Annotated in this window: 23 protein-coding genes and 1 tRNA gene; 11 read left to right on the forward strand and 13 right to left on the reverse strand. The window is 40.0% G+C overall.

Annotated elements, in window-relative coordinates; all coding sequences use genetic code 11:
* Positions 1 to 81: 81 nt before the first annotated feature.
* From EVU92_RS09835 to EVU92_RS09845, 3 genes are all read right to left on the reverse strand, one after another.
* On the reverse strand, positions 82 to 297 hold the full coding sequence (locus EVU92_RS09835; RefSeq protein WP_130051077.1) for a DUF3820 family protein: 216 nt from the start codon (positions 295 to 297) through the stop codon (positions 82 to 84).
* Between the two features lie 138 nt (positions 298 to 435).
* Positions 436 to 717 carry a hypothetical protein gene (locus EVU92_RS09840; RefSeq protein WP_130051078.1) on the reverse strand — a complete coding sequence of 94 codons (282 nt, stop codon included), beginning with the start codon at positions 715 to 717 and terminating at the stop codon, positions 436 to 438.
* Between the two features lie 283 nt (positions 718 to 1,000).
* The gene (locus EVU92_RS09845; RefSeq protein WP_130051079.1) at positions 1,001 to 2,572 is read right to left on the reverse strand and encodes a cation:proton antiporter family protein; all 1,572 of its coding nucleotides are present in this window, start codon (positions 2,570 to 2,572) and stop codon (positions 1,001 to 1,003) included.
* Positions 2,573 to 2,793: 221 nt separating this feature from the next.
* On the opposite strand from EVU92_RS09845, the gene EVU92_RS09850 reads away from it, so the two are divergent.
* Together EVU92_RS09850 and EVU92_RS09855 are read left to right on the forward strand one after the other, a co-directional pair.
* A complete protein-coding gene (locus EVU92_RS09850) occupies positions 2,794 to 3,537 on the forward strand; it encodes a sporulation protein (protein WP_130051080.1) in 744 nt (247 codons plus the stop codon).
* A 69-nt stretch (positions 3,538 to 3,606) separates the two neighbouring features.
* On the forward strand, positions 3,607 to 4,044 hold the full coding sequence (locus EVU92_RS09855; protein WP_130051081.1) for a GNAT family N-acetyltransferase: 438 nt from the start codon (positions 3,607 to 3,609) through the stop codon (positions 4,042 to 4,044).
* Between the two features lie 24 nt (positions 4,045 to 4,068).
* Here the strand turns inward: EVU92_RS09855 and EVU92_RS09860 are convergent, their stop codons facing one another.
* The 6 genes from EVU92_RS09860 to EVU92_RS09885 all read right to left on the reverse strand — a co-directional run bounded on the left by EVU92_RS09860 (position 4,069) and on the right by EVU92_RS09885 (position 9,817).
* Positions 4,069 to 5,421 (reverse strand): sodium-dependent transporter, encoded by a 1,353-nt coding sequence (locus tag EVU92_RS09860; RefSeq protein ID WP_130051082.1) that lies wholly within the window; start codon positions 5,419 to 5,421, stop codon positions 4,069 to 4,071.
* Between the two features lie 173 nt (positions 5,422 to 5,594).
* Positions 5,595 to 6,884 carry an ATP-binding protein gene (locus EVU92_RS09865; protein ID WP_130051083.1) on the reverse strand — a complete coding sequence of 430 codons (1,290 nt, stop codon included), beginning with the start codon at positions 6,882 to 6,884 and terminating at the stop codon, positions 5,595 to 5,597.
* A gap of 12 nt (positions 6,885 to 6,896) precedes the next feature.
* Positions 6,897 to 7,601: a response regulator transcription factor gene (locus tag EVU92_RS09870; protein ID WP_130051084.1), complete on the reverse strand. Its 705-nt coding sequence runs from the start codon at positions 7,599 to 7,601 to the stop codon at positions 6,897 to 6,899.
* Between the two features lie 13 nt (positions 7,602 to 7,614).
* The gene (locus tag EVU92_RS09875; protein ID WP_130051085.1) at positions 7,615 to 8,016 is read right to left on the reverse strand and encodes a DUF3019 domain-containing protein; all 402 of its coding nucleotides are present in this window, start codon (positions 8,014 to 8,016) and stop codon (positions 7,615 to 7,617) included.
* Positions 8,006 to 8,845 carry a MipA/OmpV family protein gene (locus EVU92_RS09880; RefSeq protein WP_130051086.1) on the reverse strand — a complete coding sequence of 280 codons (840 nt, stop codon included), beginning with the start codon at positions 8,843 to 8,845 and terminating at the stop codon, positions 8,006 to 8,008. Before EVU92_RS09880 ends, EVU92_RS09875 begins: the two co-directional genes overlap by 11 nt.
* A gap of 165 nt (positions 8,846 to 9,010) precedes the next feature.
* A complete protein-coding gene (locus tag EVU92_RS09885) occupies positions 9,011 to 9,817 on the reverse strand; it encodes a hypothetical protein (RefSeq protein WP_130051087.1) in 807 nt (268 codons plus the stop codon).
* A 115-nt stretch (positions 9,818 to 9,932) separates the two neighbouring features.
* On the opposite strand from EVU92_RS09885, the gene EVU92_RS09890 reads away from it, so the two are divergent.
* On the forward strand, positions 9,933 to 11,081 hold the full coding sequence (locus tag EVU92_RS09890) for a serine hydrolase domain-containing protein (RefSeq protein WP_130051088.1): 1,149 nt from the start codon (positions 9,933 to 9,935) through the stop codon (positions 11,079 to 11,081).
* Between the two features lie 106 nt (positions 11,082 to 11,187).
* Here EVU92_RS09890 and yhbY read toward each other — a convergent pair whose 3' ends face one another.
* On the reverse strand, positions 11,188 to 11,484 hold the full coding sequence (yhbY, locus tag EVU92_RS09895) for a ribosome assembly RNA-binding protein YhbY (protein WP_130052264.1): 297 nt from the start codon (positions 11,482 to 11,484) through the stop codon (positions 11,188 to 11,190).
* A gap of 88 nt (positions 11,485 to 11,572) precedes the next feature.
* Here yhbY and rlmE point away from each other — a divergent pair, with 88 nt between their 5' ends.
* The 8 genes from rlmE to EVU92_RS09935 all read left to right on the forward strand — a co-directional run bounded on the left by rlmE (position 11,573) and on the right by EVU92_RS09935 (position 18,977).
* Positions 11,573 to 12,202, forward strand: a complete 630-nt coding sequence (rlmE, locus tag EVU92_RS09900) for a 23S rRNA (uridine(2552)-2'-O)-methyltransferase RlmE (protein ID WP_130051089.1) — start codon at positions 11,573 to 11,575, stop codon at positions 12,200 to 12,202.
* A gap of 66 nt (positions 12,203 to 12,268) precedes the next feature.
* Positions 12,269 to 14,206, forward strand: coding sequence for an ATP-dependent zinc metalloprotease FtsH (gene ftsH, locus EVU92_RS09905; protein WP_130051090.1), 1,938 nt, complete (start codon positions 12,269 to 12,271; stop codon positions 14,204 to 14,206).
* Positions 14,207 to 14,311: 105 nt separating this feature from the next.
* Positions 14,312 to 15,160 carry a dihydropteroate synthase gene (folP, locus tag EVU92_RS09910; protein ID WP_130052265.1) on the forward strand — a complete coding sequence of 283 codons (849 nt, stop codon included), beginning with the start codon at positions 14,312 to 14,314 and terminating at the stop codon, positions 15,158 to 15,160.
* Positions 15,153 to 16,508 (forward strand): phosphoglucosamine mutase, encoded by a 1,356-nt coding sequence (glmM, locus tag EVU92_RS09915; protein ID WP_130051091.1) that lies wholly within the window; start codon positions 15,153 to 15,155, stop codon positions 16,506 to 16,508. The genes folP and glmM overlap by 8 nt, the downstream gene beginning before the upstream one ends.
* A 69-nt stretch (positions 16,509 to 16,577) precedes the next feature.
* Positions 16,578 to 17,327, forward strand: a complete 750-nt coding sequence (gene tpiA / locus EVU92_RS09920) for a triose-phosphate isomerase (protein WP_130051092.1) — start codon at positions 16,578 to 16,580, stop codon at positions 17,325 to 17,327.
* A gap of 1 nt (position 17,328) precedes the next feature.
* Positions 17,329 to 17,676: a preprotein translocase subunit SecG gene (gene secG / locus EVU92_RS09925; protein ID WP_130051093.1), complete on the forward strand. Its 348-nt coding sequence runs from the start codon at positions 17,329 to 17,331 to the stop codon at positions 17,674 to 17,676.
* A 77-nt stretch (positions 17,677 to 17,753) separates the two neighbouring features.
* Positions 17,754 to 17,838 (forward strand) — tRNA-Leu (locus EVU92_RS09930).
* Between the two features lie 194 nt (positions 17,839 to 18,032).
* On the forward strand, positions 18,033 to 18,977 hold the full coding sequence (locus EVU92_RS09935) for a general glycosylation pathway protein (RefSeq protein WP_130051094.1): 945 nt from the start codon (positions 18,033 to 18,035) through the stop codon (positions 18,975 to 18,977).
* A 42-nt stretch (positions 18,978 to 19,019) separates the two neighbouring features.
* On the opposite strand, the gene EVU92_RS21575 is transcribed toward EVU92_RS09935, so the two are convergent.
* From EVU92_RS21575 to EVU92_RS09945, 3 genes are all read right to left on the reverse strand, one after another.
* Positions 19,020 to 19,172, reverse strand: a complete 153-nt coding sequence (locus EVU92_RS21575) for a hypothetical protein (protein ID WP_167658344.1) — start codon at positions 19,170 to 19,172, stop codon at positions 19,020 to 19,022.
* Complete coding sequence (locus EVU92_RS09940; protein WP_130051095.1) at positions 19,172 to 20,014, reverse strand: VOC family protein; 843 nt, start codon at positions 20,012 to 20,014, stop codon at positions 19,172 to 19,174. The genes EVU92_RS21575 and EVU92_RS09940 overlap by 1 nt, the downstream gene beginning before the upstream one ends.
* Positions 20,015 to 20,379: 365 nt before the next feature.
* Positions 20,380 to 20,973, reverse strand: a complete 594-nt coding sequence (locus EVU92_RS09945) for a LuxR C-terminal-related transcriptional regulator (RefSeq protein WP_205987928.1) — start codon at positions 20,971 to 20,973, stop codon at positions 20,380 to 20,382.
* Positions 20,974 to 21,114: the final 141 nt, after the last annotated feature.

A 21,114-nucleotide genomic window follows, 5' to 3' on the forward strand; every position in this document is an offset into this window, starting at 1 on the left:
TTTTTAAAGATTAAAACCAAAAATAAACAAGTAGCAAAGTAATAGACCGCACTTAATTATAAAAGTTCGAAAAAAGGTTAATTATTTTTCATCTAATAATGGCATTAGCATTTTTTCTAGGCCATTGAGCTTCACTTCATACATCATCGCTAGTTGTGCACCTAACTGGGAATCAGGAAATCCTTGTTGTTTAAACCACACCAAATAAGGCTCTGGCAGCAATAATAAAGGGCGACCAGCATACTTTCCAAATGGCATCTTAGTATTTATGGCGCGTTTGAGTGGAGCTGTATCCATCTTTATCTCAAAGAAATTTTAAAGCTAGATGATACGGTAAAAAGGGGAGAGAAAATAGGCTGTGACGGGCAAGAAACAGCCTATTTAGTGAGGGATGTAGGCCCTCAGAATAACAGCCACTAAATTAATTACGGCGTATTAGTGTAGTTGGTTACGACGCTTTTTCGTAAAGCCAAGCTTATTTAGCTTGAGGGCAATAGCTGGGTCGTCGATTCGTTCAGGTGTTTCACAGTCACGAAGAAAATGATCACTAGGTACTTGATATACATCGAGCATCTTGTTGAATAGCACGGTTCTAATATCCAAAGCAGTCATGCCGTTATTTTGTAACTCATCAAGTTGCTGCTGAATATCTGAAAGTTTCCCACCACGTGCATCATCCGTATTTGCTAAAAACTCGTTGGTAAACTTATTTTTCATTTAAACAACCTCAATCAATCTAACCGCGCTGTATTTGAGATAACGAAATCACAACATGGCTAAACTTTTTTGTGTTAAAAATAGATACTTAGCTAAGCACCTTAGAATTAATTCTACTCTTTTTTTTAGCCTGATTGCTAATCTGGATGTAAAGCTTTGTAAATAGGCTTAACCCAATGTGGGGACGGGGTTGTTGAGGAAAGAAAACTAGTTAGCCAACTAACTGAATACAGTGAAAATAATTATCAGTACCATCTGGAGGTACTGATAATTTTTTTTTACATTAAGAGAAAAGTTTTTGTTTTACATGCTCAGCGAAGCCACTTCCAGCTTCTAAATAGAAGTTATATGTCGAGTCAACCCCCATATCTTCTAGTTCTTTTTGCTGATCTGGGTAGTTTGCGATAGCAGTAACCTGACCTTCATAGCCAGAAGCACGAAGTTGCTCTAAAGCAAAAATATTTTGCATATGCTTCGGCATCGCAAGCATCACCATCCCTACATGTGAGTGATTTACACGCTGCCAGAAATCAGGGTCAGTGGCGTCTGCAAGCAATACACGGCGACCGCGTTTGATATGTTTATCAACAACATCAGGCTTTATATCAATACCTGCGACAAGATTTGGATGGGTTTGGCTGATTGTTTCATAAGCACCTGTACCAATGCGACCCATGCCAAATATAACAATTTTTGTATCATTAAGGTTTACGGGCAGCTCTTCAGCAAGACGACTATCACTTTCAAATTTAAGCAGCCAATGTTCAATTTTCACATAAACTTCATTTGATCGCTTATTTAATGGCGAAGCTAAAATAAAGGTGATCGACACAGCAATAGCCATCACTGCCAACCACTCAGAGGTGATCATATTACTGGTGGCGGCAACAGCACACACAATTAAGCCAAACTCACTATAATTAGCTAAGCTGAAGGCACTTAACAAAGAAGTACGAGCACGTAATTTGAATGTGTTTGTTAGCACATAATAAAGAGCAACTTTTAATGGTAAGACTAATATAATGATGATTGCAACGATCACTGCATGAGTTGTCAGTTCTGCATTCAAGCCAATATTTAAGAAAAAGCCGACTAATAATATGTCTTTTAAATTAAGTAACGACTTTGATAACTCACCAGCTTTTTTATGTGAAGCGAACATCATACCAATGATCAAAGCGCCTAAATCACCCTTAAGGCCCGCGAACTCAAAAGCCTGATAGCCAATAATAAGTGCAAAGAAAAAACCAAACAGCGGCAATAATTCACCGTGCTTTGAGCGGTTTAATACCCAAAACATCACAGGTCTTAAAACTGGTAAGCCGACTAATAATGCCAGTGCCCAAATATTTGGGGCTTTACCTGTACTGATGGCTAAGAAGATAACCGCAAAGATATCTTGCATAACTAAGATACCAATAGCAATTTTACCATGAAGGCTTGCCATTTCACCGCGCTCTTCAAGTACTTTTACTGCAAATACGGTGCTTGAGAAGCTAAAGGCAAAGCCGACTAATAATGCACTTTGCCAAGTCAGCTCATTAAATAAAGGTAGTGCTAAGGCACCTAATAACAACATAAAACCACTAAACAGCGTGCTACTCAAAACAATATGCATTGAGGCTGGCGCCCATACTTGTGGCTTCATTAGGTTAGATACTTTGAGTTTAAGACCAATGCTAAACAATAACAAAGTAACACCAAGACTTGCCAAGGTATTTAGCAGCTCGGTTGTCTTATATCCATATAGGTTGAGTGCAAAACCCGCTAATAAAAAGCCGATAAGAGGAGGCAGCTTTAACTGGTAAACAGCAAAGCCACAAACGAACGCGGTAGCAAAGTAGATTAGTTCCATAATTGTTCTTTTAACTTCATTTGTTTGAAGTGTAGCGAAATATTCGTAGTTGGAAAACAACAACGAGTAATAGGAGTTCAAAAAATAAGCACTTATACATGATTTATTGATTAATCCGGCAAAAGCATCATTTTTTCGCTGACATTAGCTTTTAATTGTGGTTAAGATGCATTAACAAAGGAATTTAAGCCATAGGTTAGAAGCTGGCTTAAGGAGAATAGATGTTTAAGAAAATCCTTGCATCAGTAGGTATTGGTGCAGCAAAAGTTGACACTGTACTCGAGACAGAGCATTTACAGCCGGGTCAAAAGTTTAATGCCGTTATTGTCATCAAAGGTGGCGATGTGGACCAAGAAATATCGGGTTTAGACCTAGCACTTATGACACGTGTAAAAGTCGATGGCGAAGATGGTGAGTATTTCACAAACCATGTTATTGAAAAATGGCGTATTACAGATATAGGCACAATTGCAGCGGGTGTTGAAAAACATATTCCATTTGAAGCTCGCCTTCATTCTGAGACACCGATCACCGAAATTAATGCTGGTTATAACCAATCGCATGTTTGGCTTGAAACTGGCTTAGACATTGATTTAGCGCTTGATCCAACAGACCGTGATGCATTGCATATTTATCCTAATGACGCTGTAAGCACGTTTATGGAAGCGATGGATCGACTGGGCTTCAGTCTAGTAAAAGCGGATGTAGAAAAAGGCTTCTTAAGGGCTCCCACTTTTCAATCACACTCTGGTTGTTATCAAGAATTAGAATATCGCCCAAATAGCCGTAGCCTCTTTGGTTTACAAGAGGTTGAGTTGTCGTTTGTGCCTGAAGCGCATAAAACACATGTATTAATCGAACTTGATCGCGCCTTCAGAGGGGATGGTTATGTAGATTTAACCATTGAACATGATCATGTAAATCTGTCACAGCTTTGTGATCAGCTAGAACGATTATTTGCTTAAAGACTAACTATTGGCTAGTTAGTTAAAACCCAGCTACGGCTGGGTTTTTTGTCTTCATAAAGGAGCGTTATGTTTTCTATTAAAAGTTATAGCGAACTCAGTAAAGATGAGTTATTCGCCATTTTACGGGCGCGGGTTGATGTATTTGTTGTAGAGCAAACCTGTCCTTACCCAGAAATTGACGAAGTTGATAACAATGAGCTTACTCAGCATATATTTTTGTTTAAAGCTCAGCAGGTAGCTGCCTATGCACGTTGCTATAAAAAGAATGAGCAATTTAGCGCATTTGGTCGAGTGCTGGTTGCAGAGCAATTTCGTGGTGATGGGTTGGCAACTAAACTAGTGCAAACCGCGATAGATACTTGTAAAAAACATTGGCCAGATAAAGCGATCATGATTGGTGCTCAGTGCTATTTAACCGGGTTTTATCAGCAATTTGACTTTGTAAATGTGGGGGATGATTATTTAGAAGATGGCATTCCACACCAGGATATGTGTTTGAGGTAGCCAAATGGCTACCTCCGTAATTTGTTAATTTAATAATGAGTTAGCAAATACCAATGCAATGGCAAGTGGACAAATGAACTTAATGTACCATGGCCATACTTTCCAGAAGAAGCTGTTTGCAGCTTCTGGGCATCCTTGTTGAATTTCTTTTAGTAAAGACGCACGATGCCAAATCCAACCGACAAAAATACAACACATTAAGCCTAGAATAGGCTGCCCAATCTTAGTGGTTAAAGTAATTACAAAACCAAATAACGTGCTTAGGTTAAATACGATTGTGAAACTAACGAGTGCAATGATACCACCGATGATCCAAGTAGCTTGAACACGTTTCAAAGCAAAGCGCTCAACTGCATAAGAAACAGGTGCTTCTAGCATCGAGATTGATGACGTTAATGCGGCAATACTCATTAAAGCAAAAAAAGCAAAGCCAACAAAAATACCTACATCACCCATGCTAGTGAATAATGCTGGTAGCACTTGGAATACCAAGGTATCTTCAGAAAGTAGGGCACCTTCAGCAGAAAAAATTTGTACGCCTTGCGCTTGTGCAACATACATAGCTGGAATAATCAATAAACCAGCTACAAAGGCAATGAACACATCGATTAAAGTAACATACGCACCTAGCGATACTAAATTCTCTTTTTTGCTTATGTATGAGCCGTAGATAATCATTACGCTGGTACCAAGCGACAATGAGAAAAACGCCTGTCCTAACGCATTCACTAATAACTCTGGGTTTAAAATCGATGAAAAGTCTGGCACTAAATACGCTTTTAGGCCTTCCATCGCGCCTTCTTGCGTCATTACATAGATGATTAGCATAAACAAAATACCTAAAAGGGCAGGCATTAAGCGTTTAGACCATTTTTCGATGCCGTTTTCTACACCCTTAGAGATAATAGAGACGGTTAGAATAATAAATCCAGCAGTAAATATAAGGTTTCTTGATAGTGATTGCTCACTTAGCCAAGTGCTAGCTTGCTCTTGACTCGCTAATTGTGCAACGGGTTCGAGGGTTGCACTCAGCATCCAGCCAGCCACAATCGCATAGAAGCTTAAGATGAGACCCGCACAAATAATACCGCCAAAACCCACCACGAAGGCGAACTTCTTTTGCCATGCTTGATTCGTTACTTTTCGAAGTGAAGTGACGGCATTAGCTTGACCATGACGACCAATTACTAACTCAGCCATTAAAGCAGGATAAGCAAGACAAAATGCTAACACTAAATAAGCCACTAAAAACGCGGCACCGCCATTACTTGCAGTTTGTGTTGGGAAACCCCAAATATTTCCTAAGCCAACAGCAGAGCCTGCTGCAGCCATAATAAATCCAAAGCGGGAGCTGAACTCCCCACGTGATGCGCTCATATTATTGTTACTTCTCTATTTGTGACGGCGCTGACAATCTACTCGAATTAACACTAAATAAAAAGGGTTAATCATCCGCATTTTGGTTGTTCTTCGTTGTGTGCGAGTTGTCAGCGTAGAATTCGTGCAATTGCGCATTACAATACGAAACAATTAACACAAATGAAACATGTTTATTGGCTTTTATTTTGGATTGTTATGCTAAAACAGGCGCCACCTAGCTGCTTACTTTTTGATACTTCGACCGTGCCGTGGTGCCAATCAGCGACTTTAGCCACGATAGCAAGACCTAGCCCGTAGCTTTCTCCATCGCGATTACGGTGCGTTTGTTCTTGAAAGAATGGGCTAAATACTTTTTGCCAATTTTGTTCGCTCACACCAGGGCCGTCATCTTCAATACTTATAGTGATGCACTCATTAGTACTGGTTGCACTGATTGAAATTTCAGACTCTGCAAAGTCACAGGCATTACTTAATAGATTAACAATGGCGCGTGCTAACCAGTGTAAATCAGCACAAATATCACCAACTTTAACTCGGTGACTGATTCGTAAACCGCGTTGCTCAAGCTTAGGTTCTATTTGATGAATTAAAGTTAGAATATAAGTTTGCAGATCAGAGTGGTTAAACGTTAGCTGATTAGATTTTTGCTCAAGTGTTGCAAATGCCAGATAACTTTTTAACATAGACTCCATTTGATCTAAGTCGTTTTCCATGCGTGCAAGATATTCAAGGCGCTTTTCTTCACTTGGACAGTCTTGTGCCGCTTCTAAACCAAATCGTAAACAAGCTATAGGTGTGCGAATATCATGAGATAAGCTCGATGCCATTAACTTATTCTCATCAAGGAGTTTTTCTATTTGGTTTGCCATGCGGTTAAATGTCAGTTCAACATCTTTGATATAAGTAAAGTGTGATAATTGAATGCGACTTTTTAAATCACCTTTTGCAAAGCGTTGTGCCGCCTCGTTTAATACGCTTAAACGCTTTGCAAGTGGTGCAATAATGAAGCCCATAAATACACATAACCCAGTGTAGAATAACAAGGTAAGTAATACATCGTTACCTTGTTCATGAGTTAAGTCTTTGTCTAGTCGCATTTTTATATGATGAGTATCAAGGGCTGCTTCACTGTAAAGCAAATAATAGCCTTGCTGATCTTCTAGAATGAGACCACTTGGCTGAGTTATTTGAGCTAATAATGAGTAAGGCAGCGCAAGGGATTGGGTTGGTCGATACTCAAGTTGTACAGAAAAGTCTTGATTAAACTCTGCAATAGCGTGCTCTCGTTGCTTCGCGTCAAGTTTAGCCAGTTGCTTTGCAAAACCTTTGATCATTTTCGTTTCGCTAGAAAACACATCCTGAGGTGCCTGGGTTTGTTGGCTAAAAGCATCAATTAGCCAGCCCAAAACAATGATTGAAAGCAAAGCGCTACCAAGTAGCGAAATATAAAACTTTTTCACAGGCGCTAGTCGTTATTGCCAAGCAGTGGCAACAAGTAAATAGCCTTTGCCCCAAATGGTTTTAATTTTTTCAGGGTGCTGTGGGTCATCATTAAATTTTTTTCTTAATGAGGAAATGAGTACATCTACACTTCTGTCCAAGCCATCATACTCTCGGCCTTTAGTTGCCTTAAACACCGCATCACGAGATACCACCTGACCTGCATTGCTTGCTAAATAGTTTAGCAGTAAATATTCAGCGCTTGAAATATGTACCTCGTCGTTAGCCAAGTAAACCGTGCGTGATTCAGTGTTAATTGATAATTTACCAACACTTATAAGCTCAGAGTTTGCAGCTTCATGCGTGTCGGTTTTAGAACGAAGTGCAGCTTTAATACGTGCTAATAAAGCGCGAGGGCGAACTGGTTTCATCATATAGTCGCTGGCACCCACTTCGAGGCCTATAACTTCATCCATTTCATCATCACGTGCAGTTAGCATAATAATCGGAGCTTGATAAAAATGCCTTAAATCGCGACACACACTAATACCGTCTTGACCTGGTAGCATAATATCTAACAACACTAAGTCTGGGTTTGTTTTACGTACTTGCTCAACTACTAGGTCACCGCGTTGGCATATAGTCGTTTGATAGCCTTGCTCAATTAAGTATTCCGCAACCCAGTTGGCGAGCGAGATATCATCTTCTACTAATAAGATAGTTCCGTAATGTTCCATTTTTTACTCCTGCTTAGAACAGTCGCCAACGACGTTTCTTCTGACGATTTTGATAGACCCACTGTAATTGTATTTCAGTGCTTGCAACAACCTTACCGTTATCACTACTTATAAGTTCAAAGCCTATGGTTTCTGCTGAATCAAATTGGTATCTAAATAAGCCCTTTTGTTGCATTAACCAGCATTGCATTATGTGCTTGCTTTGTGCGTTACGTAAGCAGTAATTACCAACTTGCTGCTGGTGCCATGTAATATCAACTTCGGCATAACAATTTCTGCCTTCACGCAGCGCTACACAGGTATCTGGTAGTGCAACTAGTGCACTTTCGGTTGTCTGATCAGTTTCTAACTGCTGCTTGGCGAATAAGGGCCCTGACACCAAGAAGATAAAGCACAAGTAATACTTAGAAAACATAACGCACGCCTACCTTGGCTTTATGCTGATATTCTTGAGAGATAATAGGGCTTTGGTGGATATCATTTGAAAACCAAGTTGATAGCCAGCCAGTTAAAAATACCCAGTGCCTATTGATGGGGTATTCTGCGTGAAATTCAAAAATAAGGCTGTAAGAGGTATCTGGGTTATATGCTGGGCGTGTATCCAATGCTTCTGCGTCTGAAATGCCAAAGTAATAATCTGTAAAGTCATTTGAATAGGCACTCAAGCCAACGCCTGAGCGAAATTCCCAATTTCGCCAAGGGATAATTTGACTAAAAAATGAATTCATTACCCAACCATTATGCGCACCTGACACATCGTGTAAATACTCAAATGAAATTTGTGAATTCTCAAAGCGACGCGATAAACGCAGCCCTACATCAAAATCGTAGTCTCTAGCTCTAATCCCTTTGAGCTCTTCAATCACATCGTTGCCATAAATGTTTAAGCCTGTTTCATCAAATCCAGATTGAATGTTCGTGCCAACAATATCTAAGCCCCATTCAAATTTATCGATAACACTGTAACCGAGTGTTAAACCACCACTGAGTTGGCTCTGATCGTAATCAAGATAAAAACGGTCGTAAGAAACGGCGAGGTGAACATCTGGCTCTATACCATCATTGTATGAATCCATGCCAACAAGGTAAGAATCTTCAATGTAGTAACCTAGACCTATGCCCCAGTCCCATGCAAAACCTTGGCTTGGTTCTAAAGTATTATCTGCATAATAGCGATTACTAGCTCGGCTTGTGGTACTAAGCAGGGTTAAACATATCAGTAATAGGGCACTATGAGCTCGCAACGTTGCTTCCTTGTCTGTTAGAAAGGGTAATAGCTTATAGTATATTGTTAAGGAGTTCCTGTAATCTGTAAAAAAATGTATTAGTAGGAATTGGAAGTGTAAGAAAGTGTTGCAAATTCAAGGAGGGCGCTGTTTGCCTATGGGTAGGCAAACAGCTAATGAGTTTTACTGAACTTTAATTTTATCGATTAAAATACTGCTCAAGTAGTACTGCATCATAGGTGTTAGAGCACTAATTTCTGTACGGTTACACGGGCCTTGCTCTTTTTTAAACGCGTTCACTTGTGTGAAGGTCTGATAAGCAGGAATAGTGACTTCTTTATTAATACGCTCCATCCGAGCTTGTTCTGAGTTTTGCTCGTGCACAAAACTCGCTACTTCAAGTTCATTCTTTATTAACTGTTGCTGTTCAAAACTATAGATAAGTGGCTCACGATGAAAACTTGCACTATCAATCGATGATTTTGCGAACCAAACAACATCACCGGTTTTTTTATGAGTCAGACGCATACTCACTTGGCCTAAAATAGTTGCACACTTTTGAACCGGGAACTGTTTTGCTACTTCATCAAATAAAGGCAATGGCTTTTCAGGTTTTACCAATTGGTATTCTGTGTCTTCAATCAATTCAAGATCAAGCTGGTGAATTGAAAGGGTATAGTCTGCTTGTGCACCTTCTTCTACAACCTTTAATTGCTTTGCTGTGAGTGCTTCTGCCAGCTGCGCGTAAAGCGTATCTGTTACACTGGTTTTATCAGCAACAATGACAACAGTTTGATGTGTACTAACCACATGTGCAGGTAATTGTACTGACTTTACTTTAGGCGCAGCATGCTCTGTTTGGTACTCAACTTGAAAGCGTTGGCTTTGTAAGCTTGGTTTCTTAGGCATTGAAAGTAACGGAGCTGGTTCAGGTTTTAGAGCACAACCAACTGAAATTAAAGTAAAAAACAAAACCACAAGTAAGCGCATGAAAAATAGTCTACCCATAAAAAGTTAAGATTAAGCGTATTGTACGTTAGTCGAGGCAAAAGTTCATGATATTATGTTATGAGAAACTTCCCAAACAGACTTAAAAAAATAAATAATGAAGTACAGCTCATCTTTAATTCTTTTTCTTTTTTCTTTATTACTGCTTGTGGTGAGTGGTGAAGCTACTTCGAGTGACAAACAGTGGCAAAGTTTCGTTGCTGACTATAATAAACACCTAACCCGAAAACTAAAAAGCAAAGGGATCCCAGGTGGTTCATTGGCGATTGTAAATATTGGTAATGAAGATTTTATTCGTGGTATTGGGCGAACAAAAATAGAAAAAGGTCGCAAAGTTGATAAACACACACGTTTTCGATTAGCGTCAGTATCAAAAACTTTTGCCGGCTCGTTGACCGCAAAACTTGCAGCACAAGGTGAGTTTAATATTGACGACCCAATAAGTAAGTTTATTCCTGCTTTTTCTAATACAGCTTATAAAGATGACTTAAAAATCTATCACATCCTTAGTCACTCAAGTGGCTTAGTACCTAATGCATACGATAACCTTATTGAGTCGCGTATGAGCTACCCAGACATTGTTGAGCGGTTATTGACTGTTGAACCTATCTGTAAACCAAGCGAGTGCTACGGTTATCAAAATGTGATGTTTAGCTTGATTGATTCTGTAATTTATCAATCAACACAGATGGATTACTCGCACTGGATTTCAGAGTATATATTTGCTCCCTTGAAAATGGTGGATGCCAGTGTTGGTTTTGAGGGGATGGTAAGAGATGATAATTATGCTCACCCTCATGTTCGTGGAAGAAAGCGTTGGTATACTTCACGATTAAAGAAAAACTATTATAAGGTACCTGCCGCTGCAGGTGTCAATGCCAGCGCAAATGATATGGCTATTTGGTTGAATGCGCAGTTAGGGCAGTATCCTGACGTGTTACCTCTAGAAGCACTTATTAAGCAAACACGCCCTTATACACATACTAAAAAGGAAACTCGTCGTAGAGTTTGGCGTAGTCATGTCAAAGATGCTTATTATGGGTTGGGTTGGCGTGTATATAACTATGATGATGAACTGCTGTATTACCATAGTGGCTGGGTGCAAGGTTATCGCAGCGATATTGTTGTGTTTCCACATCTGAACATAGGGTTTAGCTTAGTTCTCAATGCTGAAACCGGGTTAATTAATGAGTTAACCACGGAGTTTATCAATCGGGTACTGAAATACACTCGTGAGCAAAAATAACCTAGGTAAAAAAGTTTAGTTACAAATTAATGCAAAATTTTTTTGCCTACAAAAAAGCCAGCATTTTTGCTGGCTTTTCCTTGATTCATGATTTCCTCGGGTTAGATTAACCGCGTGGTAATTGAATCTTTTTCTCTTCGCTTTGGCGATACAACACAATTGTGTGGCCAATTGTTTGTAGTTTTGTTGCGCCTGTCTCGCGAACAATAGCATCAAAAATCAATGTCTTAGTTTCACGTTCGTCAGTAGGAACTTTAACTTTGATTAGCTCATGAATATCTAGAGCGCTTTCAATTTCAACTAAAACGCCTTCGGTTAACCCGTTTGCACCAAGTAATACAACAGGTTTTAAACTGTGCGCTTGGCCTTTTAAAAACTGCTTTTGTTTGTTCGATAATTTCATCATGTTACAAATTTTGCTGAATATGGCTTGAATTAAGGGTATTCTAACGCCATCTAGAGAATATTACTAATTAGTTACGTATTAATTTATGGCAAATAAAAAACATTCAGCCAGTTCTAAGCGTTGGCTGAAGGAACATTTCGACGATCCTTATGTTCACGAAGCGCAAAAGAAAGGCTGGCGTTCTCGTGCGGTTTTCAAATTAGACGAAATTCAGAACAAAGATAAATTAATTAAACCATCAATGGCTGTGGTTGATTTAGGTGCTGCACCAGGTAGTTGGTCGCAATATTTAGCGGAAAAGGTAGGTGACAAAGGCCAAGTTATTGCTTGTGATATTTTACCTATGGACTCGCTGGCAGGTGTTGACTTTCTACAAGGTGACTTTCGTGAAGAAGCGGTGCTTGATGCTCTATTGACACGCATTGATGGAAAAAACGTGGATGTTGTTTTTTCTGATATGGCGCCAAATATGAGCGGCAATACATCTGTTGACCAAGCTGGTAGTATGTACTTAGTTGAGTTGGCATTAGATATGTGCCACCAAGTTTTAAAGAAAAATGGCGCATTTTGTGTCAAAGTCTTCCAAGGCGAAGGATTTGATCAATACTTGCAGGAAGTACGTAATAGCTTTAAAGCGGTGAAAATTAGAAAGCCTGATGCATCACGCGCCCGTTCTCGGGAAGTTTATATAGTGGCGACAGGCTACAAACTGTAGTACAGTTGTGCTGCGTTAAGTTGAATTTAAATTAATTGGATACAAGAGGTTAACTCCTTGAGCGATATGGCGAAAAATCTAATACTCTGGCTGGTCATTGCAGTAGTGCTAATGTCAGTGTTTCAGAGCTTTAATGGTGGTGATCAGGCTGATCGCCAAACAAGTTACACTCAATTTGTTAGCGACGCTCGTAGTGGCGCTATCCAAGAAGTCTCTATTGAAAGCACAACGGGTACTATTACAGGTACCAAAACAAACGGTGAACGCTTTCAAACCATCATGCCTATGTATGATAAAGACATCTTGAATGATCTTTTAAAAAGCAATGTTAATGTTAAAGGCGTTAAGCCTGAAGAGCAGTCATTCCTCGCCAGCATTTTAATCTCTTGGTTCCCAATGTTACTGCTTATTGGTGTATGGATTTTCTTCATGCGTCAAATGCAAGGCGGTGGCGGTAAAGGTGCGATGTCTTTTGGTAAGAGCAAAGCGCGCCTGATGAGCGAAGACCAAGTTAAAACGACTTTTGCTGACGTAGCGGGTTGTGACGAAGCGAAAGAAGATGTGACTGAGTTAGTTGACTTCTTACGTGACCCATCAAAATTCCAAAAGCTTGGTGGCAGCATCCCGAAAGGCGTGTTGATGGTTGGTCCTCCTGGTACGGGTAAAACGTTACTTGCTAAAGCAGTAGCTGGTGAAGCTAAAGTGCCGTTTTTCACAATTTCAGGTTCTGATTTCGTAGAAATGTTTGTTGGTGTTGGTGCATCACGTGTACGTGATATGTTCGAACAAGCGAAAAAAGCAGCACCTTGTATCATCTTCATTGATGAAATCGATGCAGTAGGCCGTAAACGTGGTGCTGGCATGGGTGGTGGTCACGATGAACGTGAGCAAACACTGAACCAAATGCTGGTTGAAATGGACGGCTTTGAAGGTAACGAAGGTATTATCGTTATTGCTGCAACTAACCGCCCAGATGTATTAGACCCTGCGTTATTACGTCCTGGCCGTTTTGACCGCCAAGTTGTTGTTGGTCTTCCTGACATTCGTGGCCGTGAACAAATCCTTAAAGTTCATATGCGTAAAGTGCCTTTAGGTGACAACGTAGAAGCCGCTGTTATTGCACGTGGTACGCCAGGTTTTTCTGGTGCAGACCTTGCAAACTTAGTTAACGAAGCCGCGTTATATGCAGCTCGTGGTAACAAGCGCGTAGTAAGCATGGCTGAATTTGATGCCGCAAAAGATAAAATCATGATGGGTGCAGAGCGCAAGACCATGGTGATGAGTGAGCAAGAAAAAGAAATGACTGCTTACCATGAAGCGGGTCACGCGATTGTTGGTCGCATGGTACCTGAACACGATCCGGTTTATAAAGTGTCTATCATTCCTCGTGGACGTGCGCTAGGTGTCACTATGTACTTGCCAGAGCAAGATCGTGTGAGCCACTCAAAAGAGCTATTAGAGTCAATGATTTCTAGCCTTTATGGTGGTCGTATCGCCGAAGCGCTAATTTATGGTGAAGACAAAGTTACAACCGGTGCAAGTAACGATATTGAACGTGCAACAGATATTGCTCGTAAAATGGTTACCCAATGGGGTCTAAGTGAGAAACTTGGTCCGTTACTTTATGCTGAAGATCAAAACGAAATGTACATGGGTGGCGGCGGTAGCCGTTCTATGAGCATGTCTGATGAAACAGCAAAAGTGATCGACACAGAAGTTCGTTTATTCTCAGATCGTAACTATCAACGTGCAGAGCAAATCCTTAAAGATAACATTGATATCTTACATGCAATGAAAGATGCACTAATGAAGTACGAAACGATTGATGCCGGTCAAATTGATGACTTAATGGCACGTCAGCCTGTACGAGAGCCGCGTGATGTTCATGACCGTCGTTCAGATGATAAAAAGCCTACAGCAAAAGCAGAGCCTGTAGCCAATGAGACAAAAGAGGATGATTCAGTAAAAAAGGATGAAACAAGCCTTGATGACAAAGCTGAATAATCGTTAAAATATACACAGCAAAAACCCCGGATGCCGGGGTTTTTTTTTAGCATTAAATTGGCTCTTTGTTAGTAGAGCAAATGCATGGAAGATTTGAAGGTAAAAATGACCGCTCTTAAATTACCCCGAGGTCGTATTTTACACCTCGATTCCCCTGTCGTGATGGGGATTTTAAATGTCACTCCTGATTCATTTTCTGATGGTGGCAGCTACTGCCAACTAGACAGCGCTGTCAAGCAAGCTCAAATATTATTAAACCAAGGTGCAAAAATAATAGATATAGGCGGCGAGTCAACACGTCCAGGGGCTCCAGATGTATCTCTTGAAGATGAGCTTGAGCGAGTTATACCTTTAGTCAAAGCACTTAGAAAAACTAGCGACTGCATTATTTCCATTGATACCAGTAAAAGTGAAGTCATGCGCCAAGCGATTATTGCTGGTGCTGACATCATTAATGATGTTAGAGCATTGCAAGAACCTGGGGCTATTGAGGTCTTAGCTCAATACCCTGAGGTGGCAATTTGCTTAATGCACATGCAAGGTCAGCCTCGCACGATGCAAAGTAACCCACACTATGATGATTTGTTTACTGATATTAATGAGTTCTTTGCAGAGCGTTTAGCCAAATGTGAGCAAGCGGGTATTCAGCAACAGCGTATTATTTTAGACCCAGGTTTTGGTTTTGGTAAAACACTGGCTCATAATTACGAAATCTTAAATAAGTTTGATGTATTTAATCAATTCAAGTTACCGGTTCTCGTGGGGTTATCTCGTAAATCGATGATCGGTAATTTATTAAATAGAGAAACACATGAACGCTTAGCGGGAAGCTTAGCAGGTGCGCTGATTGCAGCACAAAATGGTGCGAAAATTATCCGCGTTCATGACGTACAAGAAACAGTTGATGTGCTTAGCGTTTGGCAAGCATGCACGAAAGGAATTACAAATGAGTAAAACAAGAAAGTATTTTGGCACGGATGGAGTTCGCGGTATGGTTGGTGAGTTTCCAATCACTCCTGAATTTGCATTGAAGTTAGGCTGGGCAGCAGGTCGCGTATTATCAAAAATAGGGACGAAAAAGGTTATTATTGGTAAAGATACCCGTATTTCTGGCTATATGCTCGAAACATCACTTGAAGCTGGTTTAATAGCTGCTGGCATCGATGTTGTATTATTGGGCCCTATGCCGACTCCAGCGGTGGCGTATCTTACACAAACTTTCCGCGCCGAAGCGGGGATTGTAATTAGTGCATCTCATAACCCTTACCACGATAATGGTATTAAGTTCTTTTCAAGCAGAGGTTTAAAACTACCAGATGAAGTTGAGCTTGAAATTGAAGCTATGATGGACGAACCAATGACCTGTGTTGCCTCTGATAAACTTGGTAAAGCACGTCGTTTAGAAACGGCAGATGGCCGTTACATTGAGTTTTGTAAAAGCCAATTCCCGCAAGGCTTATCACTTGAAGGTTTAAAAATCGTTCTTGATTGCGCAAATGGTGCTACCTATCACATTGCTCCTTCAGTAATGCGTGAGTTAGGTGCTGAGGTTATCTGTCATGCTTGTGAGCCAAATGGTGTCAATATTAACCTTGAATGTGGTGCAACTCACGTTGAAACCCTAAAACGTAAAGTTCTTGAGCACAATGCTGATGTAGGTATTGCTTACGATGGTGACGGTGACCGTGTAATGATGGTTGACCATAATGGGCGAATTTTTGATGGTGATGACATTGTTTATATCATTGCTTGTCAAGCAGCCAACGACGATATGTTAGGTGGTGGTGTTGTTGGTACTGTTATGTCAAACATGGGTCTTGAAAATGCCTTAAAAGCACGTGGCATTGGTTTTGCTCGCAGTAAAGTAGGTGACCGTTATGTAATGGAGTTATTGCAAGAAAATGGTTGGAAAATCGGTGGTGAAAGCTCAGGTCACGTATTAAACCTTGATTTAATTAGCACGGGTGATGGCATTATTTCAAGCTTACAAGTGTTGGCTGCGATGGTTGCTCAGAATAAAACATTGCAAGACTTAGGGGCTGGTTTTACAAAGTACCCAATGAAAATGATCAATGTGCGTTACCCACAAGGCACTGATCCAACGCAAGATCAAGCTGTCGTTGATATGGTTGCACTGGTTGAAGAACAGTTAGGTGATACAGGTCGTGTATTACTGCGTAAATCAGGGACTGAGCCAGTTGTACGAGTAATGGTTGAAGCTGAACAGGAAAAGGTTGTTCTTGATAGCGCACGCAAAATTGCCGAAGTTGTCGAAACTGTGAGCAAACAAACCGAGGCATAACAATAACCTCTTGTAACTTTGGGCAAGTCGAGTTAGTATCTTGCCCGCTTTCTAATGTGGAGTGGAATAATGGCAACACGTAAGCCGATGGTCGCAGGTAATTGGAAAATGAACGGCTCTTTAGAGCTTGTTGAACAGTTATCAACTGCTATCAAAAATGTTCAATCGGATGAACTGGATATAGTGGTGTTTCCACCATTCCCATTGTTGAGTTCTTTGCAGCAACAAAACGTAACTTTTGGTTCGCAAACAGTCTCTGAAAATCATGCTGGTGCGTTTACTGGTGAAGTAGATGCCCAGTTAGTAAAAGACTTAGGCGCAACTTTTACACTTGTTGGTCACTCTGAACGTCGTAGCATATACGGTGAGTCAGATGACGTTGTTGCAGATAAGTTTGCACGAGCGCAGCAAGTTGGCTTAACACCTATTCTGTGTGTTGGTGAAAGTGAACAGCAACGTGAAGCAAATGAAACTGAATTAGTGGTTGCAGCACAAATTGATGCTGTAATTAGCAAATTAGGTGTAGCAGCACTGAAGAATTCTGTGGTAGCATACGAGCCCGTTTGGGCCATTGGCACAGGTAAGACTGCCTCTCCTGAGCAAGCGCAAGCTGTACATAAGTTTATTCGTGAGAAAATTGCTTCTTCGGATAGCGAAATAGCACAGCAACTAACCATCTTATATGGTGGTAGCGTGAATGAAAAAAATAGCGAATTATTATTTGCACAACCAGATATAGACGGTGGCCTTATTGGCGGCGCGAGTCTTAAAGCAGATTCGTTTACTGCTATCTGTGAAAGTGCAAAAGGGACCGTATAAGATGTACGAAATTTTATTAGTAGTTTATTTAATCGTTGCTTTAGCATTAGTTGGTATGGTTTTAATCCAACAAGGTAAAGGCGCTGATATGGGTTCATCATTTGGTGCAGGTGCTTCTGCAACTGTGTTTGGCTCATCAGGTGCTGGTAACTTCATGACTAAAACAACAACAATCTTAGCGACGATCTTCTTCGTACTAAGTATTGTTCTGGGCAACCTTACTGCAGGTCAAATTAAAAAGACTGATGAGTGGGAAAACCTAGAGGCTGCGCCAGCTGTTGAAACTGTAACACCAGCACAAACTGATGTGCCTGTGACAGAAGAAAAAGCGTCTGACGTACCTAACTAATTAGTTTTTACTAATTATTGTTAAGTAGTTTTCATTCCTCAAGTAAACAACAAGCTTAACAACATACAGAATTGTATGCGGATGTGGTGGAATTGGTAGACACGCCATCTTGAGGGGGTGGTGGCTTCGGCCGTGGGGGTTCAAGTCCCCCCATCCGCACCAAAATTAAGAAGCCGTAACTTAATAAGTTACGGCTTTTTTCGTTTTAGTGCTTTTTAATTATACTCTGCACTTTTATAGTGCCTTGATCATTGTTTTTAAATCTTCAAATCCTCCAATCAACTGATTATCAAGGCGTTACAAATTTGGAGCCTTCCTTGCTTAGCTTAGTGTGTCTATTACTCTAAGGAAGCAAAATGGCAAGAATGAGTTATTTAAGTGCTATAGAACGCTATGAAGAGCAACAAGTGCTTATTCATAATTTACTGCTCTCAATACTGGCAAGCGTTCAGGCATCTTTAACTAACAAGCAAGAATATCAGCAGCTAGTCAATCAATATCCATTTCTAGAATTACAATATTGCTTGAATGAGCAAGGTATTCAGCAGGGTTATAATGTTTGTTTTAAACGTCAATATAAGAAAAAACTCGCGCATGTAGGGGCTGGTCAGGACTTAAGTGCTCGGCCTTATTTCTTACTTGCTTCAGCTTCGCCTGATCCCCATTTTACTTCGCCGTATATTTCGACAGCAACAAAGCATTTATGTATTTCAGTTATTAAAATGATTCCTTCCGAAAAAGGTAAGCAGCAATTTTTGGTAATTGATGTGTGCTTAACTGAGTTAATCGAATTTATTATGGGAGATATTAAGAGAGCAAGAATGACACCTTACTTCAGGGTTGGTTATGGTCTGATTGTTGGCTGTTTGTTTTGCTTGGTAATTTATCTGTTATATAAAGTGTTTGCTGGTATGGTGGATTTAGTCTTGAATGAAGATATACAGTCAGATCCTCTTAAGCCATTTACTATTATTATCTTTGTTACTTTAGCTTTGGCTATTTTCGATTTAGGGAAAACTATACTGGAAGAAGAAATTCTTATGCATAAGGATATTTTTCGTCACAGCTCGACAAGACGCACGATTACGCGCTTTATCTCAACAATACTGATTGCGGTATCAATAGAAGCTTTGCTTACCATGTTTAAAGCAGCACTAGGGCAAACAGAGTATGTTATACCCGCTGTTTTGATGATGTTTGCTGTAGTTGGACTTTTGGTTGCTCTTGCTATTTACGTTTACTTAGGCGCTAAGGCTGAAGATGTGCTTACACAGGTTCAGCGCTTAAAAGTAAAACATTAATGAATAGGGCGCTTTGTTTAAAACGCAGAGCCCTATAATTTATTAAAGTGTACCGCCAATACCAATGCTCGGATTAACATATACAGGGCCTACTTTAAACGGCGCATTAATATCTAGGCTTGCATAGGGGGTGCAGGCGTTTAAAGCTAACAGTGCAGCCGCAAGAGCAGCTAAGCGAATCATTTTTTTATTCATTACATTTGCTCCTGAATTACAATACCAGCACCCGCTGGATCACGAATAATTGCGACGCTGCCATTACGGACTTTGTCATTTGGTGCCATCAGAACTATGCCGCCTGCGGCGGTTACTTTTAATAGGGTCGCATCAACATCAGCTACTTTGATGTAATTTACCCATGTGTTACCAATCTCGGCATCTGGTTTTTTTACAAAGCCAATAGCAGGTGTGCCATTTAAAGCTAAGTAACTGTAATTGCCATTGTTAAGTGGTTTACTTTGTGCTGAATAACTGTCAAGTGATTGATAAAAGGCTTTGCTTTGATCTGGGTTATCACTCCATACTTCTTGCCAAATCCAGCCGTTATCAGTTTGCTGAGTTTCTGGGTCACCATTAACTGTATTGATCAGCGAAAATACAGCCCCTTGAGGGTCTTCTAATACAGCAATAGTGCCACGGCCTTTAATTTCGGTACTGCTTACTAAGACTTTACCTCCGGCTTTGATAGTTTTTTCACTGACAGCAGCTATATCTTTGCTACTGATAAGGCTCAGCCAATGGCTGGCATTTTGCTTATTATCGAGCTCAGCAATGCCTGCAATTAACTTACCCTCTAGTGATGCTAGTGTATAGTTGTCGTTAACTTCTTTAAACTGCCAACCAAACACGCTGGCGTAAAATGCTTGAGATTGAGCCAAATTGGGGGTGATTAAATCGTGCCAGACAACGTGACCTGAGTTTTTTGTTCCTGAATCACTGATTGCGGGAAGTTCGCTTGAGGTAAGCTGGCAACCTACCAATGAAACCGCTGAAACAGCCAATAAAATCGCAGTTCGTAAGGGAGTGGGTAATTTCAAAATTTGCTCCTTGCAAAATAGGGTCAAATAAAAGCATAGACCATTATTTGTTTGTTATTCAATCAAAAAACAGTTGTTTAATGACCTCATTTTGATGCTTTGCCACTATTTTTATAATTGTGTTTTTAGTCTTATTAACTGTTTTGTATAAATCAGTTGAAAGTCATCGTTTGAATGTATTTAGCCTCTTAATAAGAATTCATCATAAAAGCAATAAGTTAATTATTCTCTGTGTTAGCGAGTTAATATTGATTTTGAAAATTAATCACCCAGTCATAGCTTAAGTGCCAGTTACCATCTAATCAAAATGGTCAGGATGTTGAAGGTGGTTCATCGGCAGTACAGGGGTACAATTCGCCTGCAGATTAGCCTGCAAGCTTATTGATCTTATTAATATTCCTCTTGCACCACTGTAGAGCTTTTTGTTTATTTTTAACATTAATCTTTTGGTATATCTTGTGCAGGTGAACTCGAACAGTTGCTTCACTAATGAACAACGTATCAGCTATTTGATGGCATGTTGCGCCAGAGGAGAGCAAATGAAGTACTTTAGATTCTTTAAACGTTAAGTTATTTGATCGGATTTGATTTTTTTGCTCAGTTTCCAGCATTTCTCTCATCCATTTATCACTGACTGTTCTTGGAAACCACAGCGAACCCTTTTTAATTTCTTGCAGTCCTTGTTCAAAAATATCTGTTTTGGTGTTTTTATAAAATAGCCCTTTCAATTTTGGCCAGTCTTTAAGAGATAGAACGTCAGCTCTATGGGGCATGTTAAAAATAACTAGATGATGATATCCATGAGCTTTCATAAACTCACTTATTAATTCACGATTAGTCAAAGTGTCTAAAGAGTCGTAATTGAGTAGTAGAGTTTTATCATCGCTTGCAACACAGTAAGGATGAATTAAAACAGATGATACAGAATCATCCGCGTTTTTATTAATTAGAAAATCCATATTCACGTCAATAACTACCGCTAAATGATAACAAGTAATTTGTGTTCCTGATTATTACTTTTAAATAATGGAATGCCAACATAGGAAAATGTTGAGCAAATTAATGTTTAGTTAGCTTTTGATTGCTTAGGAGTATTTAAT

The organism is Pseudoalteromonas sp. MEBiC 03485, from assembly GCF_004195145.1.
Classification (GTDB): Bacteria; Pseudomonadota; Gammaproteobacteria; order Enterobacterales; family Alteromonadaceae; genus Pseudoalteromonas; species Pseudoalteromonas apostichopi.